General features: G+C 53.1%; 12 protein-coding genes. 5 read left to right on the forward strand and 7 right to left on the reverse strand.

Features of this window, described 5'->3' with window-relative positions:
* Window positions 1-212: 212 nt before the first annotated feature.
* Window positions 213-779 (forward strand): nuclear transport factor 2 family protein, encoded by a 567-nt coding sequence (locus ONV78_RS00440; protein WP_279500190.1) that lies wholly within the window; start codon window positions 213-215, stop codon window positions 777-779.
* Complete coding sequence (locus ONV78_RS00445; protein ID WP_279500191.1) at window positions 776-1,312, forward strand: chalcone isomerase family protein; 537 nt, start codon at window positions 776-778, stop codon at window positions 1,310-1,312. Before ONV78_RS00440 ends, ONV78_RS00445 begins: the two co-directional genes overlap by 4 nt.
* Here the strand turns inward: ONV78_RS00445 and ONV78_RS00450 are convergent.
* The gene (locus tag ONV78_RS00450; RefSeq protein WP_279500192.1) at window positions 1,295-2,839 is read right to left on the reverse strand and encodes an FMN-binding glutamate synthase family protein; all 1,545 of its coding nucleotides are present in this window, start codon (window positions 2,837-2,839) and stop codon (window positions 1,295-1,297) included. The two genes, ONV78_RS00445 and ONV78_RS00450, sit on opposite strands and share 18 nt — an antisense overlap.
* Window positions 2,840-3,051: 212 nt before the next feature.
* Between ONV78_RS00450 and rarD the strand changes: the two genes are divergently transcribed.
* Window positions 3,052-3,963, forward strand: a complete 912-nt coding sequence (gene rarD, locus ONV78_RS00455; protein WP_279500193.1) for an EamA family transporter RarD — start codon at window positions 3,052-3,054, stop codon at window positions 3,961-3,963.
* Between the two features lie 86 nt (window positions 3,964-4,049).
* On the opposite strand, the gene ONV78_RS00460 is transcribed toward rarD, so the two are convergent.
* The 5 genes from ONV78_RS00460 to ONV78_RS00480 all read right to left on the reverse strand — a co-directional run bounded on the left by ONV78_RS00460 (window position 4,050) and on the right by ONV78_RS00480 (window position 9,695).
* Window positions 4,050-4,544 (reverse strand): hypothetical protein, encoded by a 495-nt coding sequence (locus ONV78_RS00460; protein WP_279500195.1) that lies wholly within the window; start codon window positions 4,542-4,544, stop codon window positions 4,050-4,052.
* A gap of 275 nt (window positions 4,545-4,819) precedes the next feature.
* Entirely contained in the window at window positions 4,820-5,233 is a 414-nt protein-coding gene (locus ONV78_RS00465) for a hypothetical protein (protein WP_279500197.1), read from the reverse strand.
* A gap of 160 nt (window positions 5,234-5,393) precedes the next feature.
* Window positions 5,394-6,362, reverse strand: coding sequence for a M28 family peptidase (locus tag ONV78_RS00470; protein ID WP_279500200.1), 969 nt, complete (start codon window positions 6,360-6,362; stop codon window positions 5,394-5,396).
* Window positions 6,363-6,409: 47 nt separating this feature from the next.
* The gene (locus tag ONV78_RS00475; protein WP_279500202.1) at window positions 6,410-7,798 is read right to left on the reverse strand and encodes a sigma-54 dependent transcriptional regulator; all 1,389 of its coding nucleotides are present in this window, start codon (window positions 7,796-7,798) and stop codon (window positions 6,410-6,412) included.
* A 4-nt stretch (window positions 7,799-7,802) separates the two neighbouring features.
* Entirely contained in the window at window positions 7,803-9,695 is a 1,893-nt protein-coding gene (locus ONV78_RS00480) for an ATP-binding protein (RefSeq protein ID WP_279500203.1), read from the reverse strand.
* A 368-nt stretch (window positions 9,696-10,063) separates the two neighbouring features.
* On the opposite strand from ONV78_RS00480, the gene ONV78_RS00485 reads away from it, so the two are divergent.
* Window positions 10,064-10,354, forward strand: coding sequence for an Lpp/OprI family alanine-zipper lipoprotein (locus ONV78_RS00485; RefSeq protein ID WP_011394313.1), 291 nt, complete (start codon window positions 10,064-10,066; stop codon window positions 10,352-10,354).
* 21 nt (window positions 10,355-10,375) lie between these two features.
* Here ONV78_RS00485 and ONV78_RS00490 read toward each other — a convergent pair whose 3' ends face one another.
* Window positions 10,376-11,311, reverse strand: a complete 936-nt coding sequence (locus ONV78_RS00490; protein WP_279500205.1) for a L,D-transpeptidase family protein — start codon at window positions 11,309-11,311, stop codon at window positions 10,376-10,378.
* Window positions 11,312-11,712: 401 nt separating this feature from the next.
* Between ONV78_RS00490 and ONV78_RS00495 the strand changes: the two genes are divergently transcribed.
* A complete protein-coding gene (locus tag ONV78_RS00495) occupies window positions 11,713-12,657 on the forward strand; it encodes an NADP-dependent oxidoreductase (protein WP_216735502.1) in 945 nt (314 codons plus the stop codon).
* The last annotated feature ends 8 nt before the right edge of the window (window positions 12,658-12,665 follow it).

Raw genomic sequence — 12,665 nt, forward strand, 5'->3', positions numbered from 1 at the left:
AAATCAGTCCTCAGTTGAGAGAGTCGCCGCCGTCATCGCCAATATCTTACGAACGAAGAAGCGGTTTGGTTTGCAGGCGGGATTTTATAACTGTCTTGGTCAGGTTCGGCGAGGCTTCAACGTCATCATCGCCGACCATGGCAAAACTGAATCTCGTCCAGCGTCGTAAAGCTTAGCATCAAGTACATGGAAACCTTTCAGGAATCGACGTTATGGCACTTCTCCGCACCAGTTTGACCGCCACCCTCGCAAGTTTACTGAGCGCCTGCTCCAGTTCAGGTCCGTTGACGCCCCATCAGGATTATTTAACCGCAGCGGGTTCCGAAACTTTCTCTTCCATTGAGCAGGAACCACGACTGCAAGGTTTCATAGCGCTCATGAATAATTTCACGCCAGACAGTATCCCCGCCGCCGTCGAGCGCGCTTACGCGAAGACATTTTATTTCAATGACACCTTTCACAGCTTGCAGGAGCGGGAGGACCTGACGCGCTACTTCGTCGCGATGGCGGAGAAAGCCTCCACGTCAGTACAGTTCCTTGACTTTGCATCGACAGGCGATGACATCCTGCTGCGCTGGACCATGACCTTAAAGTTCAAAGTCTGGTGGAAGCAGGTCGAAGTGACCTCCATCGGCATCTCTCATCTACGTTTCAATGCTCAAGGAGAGATCGTTCTTCATCAGGATTACTGGGACAGTGCTGAGGGCTTTTACTACCACCTCCCGTTGGTCGGAGGCGTCCTGCAGAAGATTCGCGGCGGCGTGGGAGCAAACCAGTGAAAGCCTGCCTGCTGCTCATCCTGGCGCTAACCGTCCCAAAGATTTGGGCTGCAGACTCAGTTAGATTTCCATCAACACAGCAGATTGCTGACGCGACGTTACAACGCTGCGGTGTCGCCGAGTTAAAGGCCTACCGACTGTTCACCGTTGGCGCCGCCGCTCTCTACCGTGAGAACTGCGCAACATCCTGGCGACAGGACACACAGGAAAGTCGCGTGATGCTGTTTCGTTATGAACGCAACATCCCCGCCCACGCCTTTACAGAAAGTGCGGAAACCTTGTTGCGTCGCAACCAATCCTTGCCTGAAAACGCCAGCGCCCTGCGCCAATTCCATTCCAGCTATCGCGATGTAAGTGATGGCGACCAGTATCGCCTGGAGTATCAAGCCAACGATGGCCTGCGCCTGTTGCTCAACGATCAGGAGCTGGCGCGCCTGCGCGAGGAGCCGCTGGCGCACGCCTACTTCAATATCTGGCTGGGCCGACGCCCTTTTGATGAGTCGCTGAAACAGCGGTTACTCGGACTGGACTAACTTAACCACTTCCTCCGCGTACTCCGGACGCACTTGCCGCGTGGGAAACAGTGTTTCCAGGGACGTAGAGAAACTGCTGTCGTTAATAATATGGGCGTGATAGCGGCGCAGCTCCCTGGGTTCGCGCACACCACAAGAGTGGGCGATCACTCCCACTTCATAAGCCATTTTCTTGGCGTAGTTGGCGACGCGGACGGCTTTGTTGGCGGGGTCGAGGCCTTTCTGCAGTTCCGGATCATGAGTGGTGACGCCAGTCGGACAGGTATTCTTATTGCACTGCAGCGCCTGAATGCATCCCAAAGCGAACATATACCCTCGCGCGGAAACGATGAAATCCGCTCCCATGCACAATGCCCAGGCGACGCCGGAAGGCGTAATGAGCTTACCGGAGCAAATGACTTTAATACGATGTCGCAAGCCGTATTCCATCAGTTTATCCACCACCAGAGGCAGACTTTCTTTGATGGTCAGCCCTACATAGTCAATCAGGCTCTGCGGCGCCGCGCCCGTGCCTCCGTCCGCGCTATCGATGGTGATAAAGTCCGGCGCATATTCAAGCCCACGTTCATGAATGCGTTTGAACAAGGTGTCGAGAAAGCCGTAAGCGCCAATCACCGCTTTAAATCCCACCGGTTTCCCGGTGACTTCACGAATGTGGTGAATCATATCCATCAGATCGTCCACATTGCGGATTTCCGGATGACCGTTGGGGCTGATAGAGGATTTACCCTCAGGGATGCCCCGGATAGCGGCAATTTCTTCCGTCACTTTACCGCCGGGAAGAATGCCGCCTTTACCGGGTTTGGCGCCCTGGCTCATCTTGACCTCAAACATTCTTACCTGCTCATGCGACGCAATCTGCAACAGCTTCTCGTCGCTCAACGCACCCTCTTCGTTGCGTGCGCCATATTTAGCCGTACCGATTTGAAACACCAGGTCGCAGCCGCCTTCCAAATGATATTTGGTCAACCCGCCTTCACCGGTATTCATCCACACGCCCGCCTCTTTAGCGCCGTGTGACAACGCCAGGACCGCAGGGCGCGAGATTGCGCCGTAGCTCATGCCGGAGATATTGAAAATGGAGCTGGTGCTGTAGGGCGTGCGCGCGAAGCCCTCTCCCAGGGTGATTTCCTTTGGCGGCACCGCGTCTTCCTCCAGCGTGGGGAAAGGACAGTTCAAAAATATGACTTCGCCCGCATGAGTGAGATTACGGGTGGAGCCAAACGCCACCGTGTTATCAACATTTTTCGCGGAGCGATAAACCCAGGCCCGCTCAGCGCGATTGAAAGGCAACTCTTCCCGGTCCATGGCGAAAAAATACTGCCGAAAGAACTCGCCAAGGTGTTCGAAAAAATAACGGAAACGTCCGATCACCGGGAAATTGCGGCGAATCGCGTGTTTCTTCTGGGTAATATCGATGACATAGGCGATCAACACCCAAACTACCAATATGGCGATCACCGCCGCACCGAAAAAGGTGGCGATTTCAACCAGGGTAAATGTCAGATTTCGGATTGCGTCGGGCATCGCAGCAGTCTCCATATTCGGCGGGTTGCGTATTTGCGCCTGATTTTAGCAGCAAGCGGGAACCGGTTACGGTTATTGGACAAATTATGCAACGCTCCAGTTCCTCTCGCCACCGAATCACACCCTGTATGAGTTCAGGTTAATCCGAGCTTGCCAGTCAGGCTTTTCATCAGCATAGTAACCAGTCCCTACCTTTGCCTCTGCAGGAACCCATGAGCGCATCGTCAACACCACCGTCTTCATCCACCGGCGCCTTAGCCGCGTTGGGAGCCTTCCTCCTTTGGGGGTTCATGCCTATTTATTTCAAGCAACTGAGCCATATGCCCGCTCTGGAAATCCTGGGGCATCGCATCGTCTGGTCCAGCGTATTGACAGTATTGCTATGCGCCGTCAGCGGTCGCCTGATGGCGGTGCGCGCGGGTCTGCTCGAATGGCGCAAATTGCGGTGGCTGGCATTGTCGGCGTTATTGGTGGGCGGCAACTGGCTGCTGTTCATCTGGTCGGTGAACAACAATCATTTGACGGAAGCCAGTCTTGGTTATTACATCAACCCACTGGTCAACATGCTGTTGGGTTATCTGTTTCTGGGTGAACGACTCACCTTCCTGCAACGCATCGCCGCCGCCCTTGCGGTGGGTGGAGTATTACTGGAGATCGTCGCCTTTGGCTCCCTGCCCTGGATCGCTGTTGTGCTGGCGCTCTCCTTCGGCTTTTACGGCTTATTGCGCAAGCAGGTGGCGGTGGACGCCGTCAGCGGACTGTGCGTGGAGACCTGCCTGCTGGCGCCGGCTGCGCTGATCTATATGTGGACCTCCGCGTCTCCCGCCAGCGACATGCTCACCAACGACGCTTACCACAACTTATTGCTGCTCGCAGCAGGGCCCGCAACGACCTTACCACTGTTGTTGTTCATCATCGCCAGCCGCAGGCTGACTTTGACAATCCTCGGCTTCTTCCAATACCTCGGCCCCAGCATCATGTTCATCCTGGCGATCACGCTCTACCAGGAGCCTGTGCCGCAGGGTAAATGGATCACGTTCGTCATTATCTGGTGCGCTTTGGCGCTGGTGTCCTGGGATGCGGTGATGCGCTATCGTTCACGCCGACTGGCGCCTGTGGCCTAGCGCTTTCTGCGCATGATGCAAAGAGATGATCGAAGAGGAGAATAGACGCAGCGGGCGGGGCTTCACCCGCTGCGAGACTGGGAGTCTTAATTAATCCGCACCAGGGAATCGCGCTCGATATCTGAAAGCTGATCAATAGATACGATAGTCAGACCGCCGTTATTTGGCGCTGCAGCGTACTTCTGCTCCAATACTGTCGCCTGACCTTCAGGCAACTTCCACATGGCGCCAGTAATCGGATCGACTATCAGCATGCCAATTACGCCGCCCAGCAAGATATTGCCGAAGTACCAGCCATCCAGCTTACTTTCCAGCATGACGGTCTTATCGTCATAGCCGTCTTTGTGGAACTTCACTCGGTATTTCGCTTTTTGAAAGTAACTTTCGCCAGCGCTCAGGGTGACCGTTGCAGGCGTATGGCCCGCATGAATCTCGTTGCCATTTAAATCTTCAACGATGAACTGCGCATCGGAAGGAGAACTGCTGATCGCTACAGGATAGCTGCTGTCGCTGACAATACTCGCGCAACCAGTGGAAAGAAGAAATGAAGTTAGAACCGACGCTACCACTACCTTTTTCATAGATATTCCTGAGATGACTTATGTACGAATGCTATTTGATAATCCGCCATACAACCGACCACGCCAGCGGTGAAAACCACCCGTTATCATCAAAAGCTGCAGGCTACCGTTAGATGCGCCCTCCACCTCGGTCAAACCAGATGAAGCAACAACACGGAGGCCATTATGTACATGCAAGCTGAATTGAAACTGAATGAAGTATTTTTATCAGGAGTCGATCAATTTCTGTGATATGCGATCTATTAAATCCATAAAAAATGAGAGAAGTATAATTTCTATTTTTTACCACATTGGAATGGCCCAAAGTGTTTACCACTCACTGGTAGCTGACATTCCAAAAGAGCAGAATGGCCTTCAATAAAGAAATATTCGAAAACAATACTAATATGAGTATCCTCGACAGTCACTTTTTCCACAAAAGCTCCGCTTGAATCCCTCAGACTTAGCGTTTCAGGGCCATACGGCAGCTCCCCGACGGTCAACGTCTGGATAGGCTCAAAGTCAGGGCGTGATAACATTTCGAATTGAATGATGGGATTGATCTCCATATTGTGCTGAACAATCCTAACAATCTGGCCATTCACAATTTCGGTCTGAACCTGACTTACTGAAGCAGGGACACCGGTAGTCTCAGCCAAGGCTGAGCGAACAATAAAAGTCAGAAGAAAAAAGCATAATGATCTGGTCATACCCTATAAACCTGAGTTTATTTAGCAAAAATACAATCCGATACAATTTCCACGTTATATTTTTAACACCACATAATGTTTAGTACTTTCACTATCAACATTTCACACCCTATTCTTTATCATTCATAAAAAAGTATTTTGGCCGTAGGTCAAGCATACTTTATAGAATTTTAGACACCCCATTAAAAACACCATCCACAACCATCGCCATCCGCTCATAGTCCAGCGTATCCCAGGTATCTTGGTCCGTATGGTAGGCGCGATTGCGGTAGAATGCGGTGTCGGTCACCATGACCGCAGGGTAGTCGTGAAACCAGTAGTTAATGTGATTGGAGAAGTCTACACCCGCCAGGAAAGCGGGCCCGAGCATGGACTCCACGGGCAGAGGCGTGGCTTGCAGCATGCCGGTTTTCAATGCGCGGACGTCGCTGTGTCCGCCCAGGTTGGAGACAACGGCGATAAAGTTAGCCTTGTCCGGGTAGAGCGTATTCAATCTGGCTAAAGGGTATCGTTGACTGCCAGCTTGCTCGGAGAAATAGCCGATCATTTCCAGACAGATCATCAATCTGACTTCCGCACCCTTCTCCCTCAGAGACTGAGCGTGATGAAAACTCCCCATATCATCAGTGCGAAAATACGGCGGTTCCTCCAAGGCGTACGCGACCAGTTCTACCTGGATTGGCGGCGGCTGCACGGCGAATAATCTGGCCAGCTCAAGCAATCCGGCGACGCCGCTGGCGTTGTCGTCTGCGCCGGGCAAGCCTTTGAACGCGTCATAATGAGCGCCAATGACGATGACTGGAGCATTGTCGTCGTCAGGACCGAACTTCGCCGATATATTTTGGTATTCGATTCCCCACACGCCATAGGGTTGCGCTTCAACTCTATCCGTATGCTGCTGAAATTGCGCCTGGATATAACGCGCGGACGCCGCCAGTTCGTCAGCGTCCTCAGAGCGGGAAGGTAACTCCTCAGAAAGCGTTCTTACATGCCGTCGCAGCGTGTCGGCGCTGGCCAGCGACTGGTAGCTCTCGGGCGACGCAATTAAGAAGACGGGAACAGTGATGTAATACCATAATGCAAACAGCGAAGCCGCCAGCGCCAACACGAAACACAACAGACGTTTCATAAACGAAATAACTTCATGACTTGAAGAGAAACAAAAGAGTGCGAGCCCTACTCCGACTCGCGAAAATCCTGGCGGCTAATGCCATATTTTTTCATCTTGTCGTATAGAGTTTTTCGCGGCAGGCCCAGCGCAACGAGCGTATCCTTGATGCTGCCGTGATGGGCGGCCAGGGCTTCGCGAATGAGAGTCTGTTCATACAGCTCGACCTTCTCCGTCAGCGTGCGGCGACTCTGAATCTCCGGTTCGCCCAGCATATGCTCCATATCGAAGGAGCATTCCTCCCCCATAATCACGTAACGCTCCGCCAGGTTGCGCAGCTCCCGTACATTGCCCGGCCAATTGTGAGTCAGCAGGCGATGTCGTTGTTCAGGTTTTAACGGTACGATTTCCTGCTGGTAGCGAGCGGCGGCGACTAACGCAAAATGCTCGAATAAAAGCGGCACATCTTCCAACCGATCCTGCAGAGAGGGAATTTCCACCGCCACGGTGTTCAGCCGGTAATATAAATCGCTACGAAATTCGCCCTTGTCCGCCATTTCCTTCAAGCTGATTTTAGTAGCGGCGATTACGCGCAAATCCAGTGGAATCAGCGTATTGGAGCCTAGCCTTTCCACCTTGCGTTCTTCGAGCACCCGCAGAATTTTGACTTGCAGAGACAGCGGCATACTCTCTATTTCATCCAGAAACAGCGTGCCGCCATTAGCGTGCTCAAATTTGCCGATTCGACGTTTATCTGCACCGGTGAAAGCGCCCGCTTCATGACCGAACAACTCGCTTTCAATAAGATTTTCGGGCACCGCGCCACAGTTGATGGCGACGAAGTTGTGCTCGCGCCGGTTGCTGTGCTCGTGCAAATAACGCGCGACCAGCTCTTTGCCGACGCCGGTTTCACCAAACAACAGAATATCCGCCGGGGTGTTCATCACTTGCTGCAACACGCGGCGCAATCGCTGAATCGCGGGAGTGCGTCCCAGAATGCGCGGCCCGGGCGCGTTCTGCTCCTGCAACTCTCTGCGTAAATCTCGGTTCTCCAGCGTCAGGCGACGCTTGTCCATGGCGCGCCGGATGGTATCCAGCAGGCGCTCGTTACTGAAAGGCTTTTCTATAAAGTCATAGGCGCCCTCGCGCATGGCGGAAACGGCTGTTGAGATATCGCCATGTCCGGTCACCAGAATCACCGGCAATTCGGAATCCACTTTCTGCAACGCCTGCATCAGCTGCAACCCGTCCATTCCCGGCATATTGATATCGCTAACCAGCACGCCGGGCCAGTCAGTCTGCAGGTTCCGCAACGCCTCTTCCGCACTGAGAAAAGTTTCCACCTGCAGGCCTTCCAGCTCCAATGTCTGGCCAACGGACTGCAGGATATGGCGGTCATCGTCGATGAAGTACACCATCAGTTCGGCGCCTGTTGCGCCCGCATTCTCTGACTGCAAAGTCTTACTCCTCATTGTCGCCGCCGGCCGACTGCAGGGCGGCTTGCGAGTCGGGAACGTTGGAGGCGTCCGCCTGAGCCAGCGGCAGCTCGACAATAAACAGCGCGCCCCCTTCCTCATTGTTAGCGGCGCGCAATTCGCCCTTCATCGACTCGATGATTCTGTATGAAATAGAAAGACCCAATCCCAGGCCTTGCCCTCTGTTTTTGGTCGTATAAAACGGCTCAAAGATGTGCTGCATTACATGCTCCGGGATGCCCGAACCGGTATCACGAACCTGGATGCGCACTTTACCCTTTTGGTTGACGCACTGAATGCGCAACTGCTTTTCCTGACTGCCGGACATAGCATGCAAAGCGTTGGTGATCAGGTTGATCAACACCTGCTCCAGTCGCACCATATCTCCCTGAACATAAATATCGTCCGCCGCAGCGTCTACGCGCCAGTCCACATGCGCCCGACGCAATTCCGGCTCAGTGATTTTCAAGGCCGCGTCGATACAACTGTTCACGTGCACCGGCCCAGACACATTGGCCTCTTTGCGGGCGAAGATTTTCAGCTGCCCGATGATGGAGGCCATGTGATCGGTCAGACCAACAATTTCCCGTAAATTCAGTTGCGCCTTTTCCGACATATTACGCTCAATAAACGCCTGCGCATTCTGCGCATAGGTGCGCAGCGCCGTCAGCGGCTGGTTAAGCTCATGATTGATGCCTGCTGATAACTGCCCCAGCAAAGCTAATTTAGCGGCTTGAATCAGCTCATCCTGAGTCAGCTTAAGCTCTTTCTCCGCCCTCTCCCGCTCTTCCACTTCCTCAAGCAGGCGCGCGTTGGCCTCGGAAAGATCACGGGTACGATGCTGTACCCGCGCCTCCAGCAGATCACGGGCGGCGCGCATCGCCCGTTCCCGCCGCGCCCGCTCCACCAACAGCAACGCCAGCAGCACAATGATAAAAATCATCGACAGACTGAGCAGCAGAACGTTGCTGATTTCTTTCTTCACGCGCTCCATCGGCAATAAGACCTGCACCCGCCAACCGGCCTGGGGCATATCAGCGGACTTGGTCAGATAGGTTTGCGCGCTTGCGTCATGCAATCCGGCGCGGACAAACTGTGTAGCGGAGTCCAGTAGCTGATCCGACGCCTGCGTTTGCGTCAGCAACATGGGTTTTAACAGTTCCGGATCATAGCGCTGCTCTTTTTCTATCTCGCGGGCTTCCGCCGCGCCTAGCGGGCGCGTCAACCGGAAACGCCACTCCGCGCGGGTGGAAATAAACACTACGCCATAATTATCCGTCACCAGCACCTCATAGGCGTTTTTCCCCCAAGGGCTGCCCCAGCGTTGTTCAACGGCGGAGAGGTCAATCTTGACCACAATGACGCCGAGGATGACATCGTCATCCGATACGGGAAAAGAGAAGTAGAAACCACGAACGCCTGAGGTCGTCCCCAGTGCGAAGTATTGCCCGGAACGCCCCTGCATGGCGTCTGAATAATAAGGCCGATAGGAAAAGTTGTGTCCGATAAAGGTTCGCGGCAGACGCCAATTACTGGCGGCAAGGGTGTCTCCACGCGCATTCAGCAAATACACATCCGCCGCGCCGCCAATGAAGTTGATTGATTCCAGATAAGCATTGGTGCGGTTGGTCAGTTCAGCATTCGTCGGGTCCTGCAACAAAGCCAGCAAGCGGGGATCTACGGCGAGGATATGGGGCAGGGACTCATACTTACTCAGCAACGCCTGCAGGCTGGAAACGGAGCGCTGTAGCTCATTAGCGGCATCCTGCTCCAGCTCCCGAACAGCAGAGGTCCGGGCCCAGTCTTCAGTGACATAAATCATGCCGCTGAAAAGCAAACATAAAACCAGAACAAAAATACCGCTACGCAAATAACGCATGCCTCCAGCTCCAGAGCCTGGCGTCATCTGCTGCCTGGATGTTTGTCGCTTAATCCCGTTTTTAAATATGACCATTTATTAATAAATCTGATTAAGCATATTTAGTCGCACACCCTTAATTATCGTTCGTTTCACGAAAACAGGGGAATATTATGCAGCGATTAAGGGAGCGTCCACTGAAACGCCCTGTTATAGGGCATAAATAAATTGATATTTGAGCAGAACTTACTAATTAATTATTCCGATTAGCATTTATACTTAATGGCTTTAAAACCCGATGCAGTCTAATTAAACTAACCCGGCGCTTTGAACCTTCAGTTCAAAGTCATAACAGATTATCACCACCCATAAAAAAGGGGGAAACCTCAATGAAAAAACTTCTAGTTTCAGGGATCGTTATGTCTTCGTTGCTTGCCGGTGGTTGCGCCAGCTTGACTGAGCAAGACCGTCAAGCCCTCGACGCCGCCACGACTACTGCGAACAACGCAGAGCAAGCTGTTTCCGGTGCGCAAAACACTGCTGATACAGCTCTGTCACGCGCTAACGAAGCTTACGCCAAAGCTGAAGAAGCTTTAGCTGCAGCTCTGGCTGCTCAAAAAGCGGCTAACGAAGCAAACGAACGCGCGCGTCGCATGCTGGAAAGAGCCAGCATGAAGTAATCCGGTTCTTTACGAACCGGATTACATGCTTGCGGCCAGGGACGGCTGCAGCTCTCCAATCGGCGAAGGAAGGCCACTCAATTCCGCCAGCGCTTTCGTCACCTTTTCTTCGTCCACCATCACACTGACGCCAGTCGACTGTAGTTTAAGCAGTTGATAGGTATACTCTTCCCGCAGCTTTTGTTCAGTAACGTCAGCCTCTGCATGCACTTCCATCCAGAGTTTGCCATCGTCCACGGCCAGCTTGACGGACTGATTGATGATCTTGACCGGAGTATTGTCCGGCACTAGCGACATCATCTGCTTGATATCCCAGTTATACAGACGGATACAGCCATGGCTGACGCGCATTCCAATACCCACGCCCTTATTGGTGCCATGAATCAGATAACTGTCCGCATCCAACTTGAACGCATAGGAGCCCAATGGGTTATCCGGCCCAGCGGGGATCGCTTTGGGTAATTGCTCGCCATATTCGTCCATCTGTCTTTGGCGAATGGACTCTGGCGGATACCAGGTTGGATTTTTCATACGGGTGACGATCTTGGTGTCCATGATCGGCGTAGGGAAATCGACAGTGCCGATACCGATAGGTACGGTGTAAAGGCGCTTCTTATCAGGCTGGAAATAGTAGAGACGGTATTCCGCCAAGTTTATCAGGATGCCATTACGCAATCCCGGTGGGAGAATAAAGCGTCCGGGAATGACAATTTCATCGCCTTCCGCAGGCAACCAGGCGTCAACGCCGGGGTTGGCGCTCACCAGTTCATTAAACCCAAAATTGTACTGCTCGCCGAGATCGACGAAGGTGTATTCTCTTTTCGCCACCAATCGATGTTCTCTACCGACAATATCCTGCTTGGGATTCCAAGTCAGCTCCAGCGCCCCGGCCGAACCGCTTAACGCCTGGATGCTCACTGCGCCAACTAATCCAATCAGGGCTGCTTTCAGCTTCATTATTCGAATTCCTGTAACGAGACTAAATATGTTCGTTGTTTTGAGGTTGTCATCTGAGCGGCATTTTAGCACTAACCCCCGACAATCCCAGAGCGGGGAGTACCTATCTCAATCCGGTGATTACTCACGCAAACTTTCTGCTCCATTGCATATCCGCCGCATAACTTATGCGCTATATACAATAATCTATTCATTCACAATTAAAAATCCACCCGCAATTCAACGCTGCGTCAAGCCTTTTCTATTAAAACACAAATAAATAAAGGTCACCGCCGCACTGAAACTGACTCCCCGAAAAGGTATACTTGCCCGCATTAAATAACGTTTAAATAACTCAAAAGAATAATACTCACCTGCAGTGAGGCCGTCTTTAGAGGTTGTTCACAGGAGGTATTTCCCCCATGAAGATCGTCCAGATAAGTGAATTTGGCGACCCATCCACGTTACGACTGAGCGAAGCGAAAATCCCAACACCCGCCCCCAATCAAGCACTGATCAAAGTGCGCGCCTGCGGCGTCAATCCTATTGATTATAAAACGCGCAGAGGCTTGGGTTTCGTAGCTGAGAAGGTCAAAACACGTATGCCCTGGACGCCTGGGTACGATATCGCCGGAGAGATCGTTGAAGTGAACGGCGCGGGATTGTCCTTTGAGCCCGGCGACCGGGTTTGCGGCCTGGTAAATTTCCCTCTGCCCGCTGGCGGCTACAGTGAGTACATCGCCCTGTCCACCGACAATCTGGTCAAAATTCCTGCGGAGCTTTCCTATGTGCAAGCCGCCGCATTACCTTTGGCTGGCTTGACCGCATGGCAGGGGTTATTCGAAGTCGGCGCGCTGTGCGCAGGGCAAAAAGTGGTTATTCTGGCTGCGGCGGGCGGCGTTGGGCATCTCGCCGCGCAATTGGCGAAAAGCAAAAGCGCTCATGTCTGGGGCACTGCGTCAAAACCCCATCATGATTTTCTGAACAGCATGGGCGTCACTCCTGTGGATTACCACAATCCGCACGAGCTGGAAAAACTGCGCAATATGGACTTCGTTTTTGACGCCGTAGGCGGAGAAACGGGCTTGGCGGCATTGGATTTCCTCTCCCCCAAGGGCGCATTGGTGACCTTGCCGACCATCAGCGCCACGTCCATTTGCGATGCGGCCAAGGTTCAGGGGAAACAGGCCAGCGGCTATACCGTACACCCCGACCCGCGTCGTCTGCAGGCGTTATTGACCTCAGCCGCCAAGGAAAAGTTGCGCGTGGAAGTGCAAGCGACCTTCCCGCTGGCGCAAGCGGCGGAGGCCCATCGAATGTTGGAAGGCGGGCACGTACGCGGCAAAATCGTACTGACGATGGACTAAACGCGCCA

This window comes from Hahella sp. CR1 (genome assembly GCF_029813005.1).
Taxonomy (GTDB): Bacteria; Pseudomonadota; Gammaproteobacteria; order Pseudomonadales; family Oleiphilaceae; genus Hahella.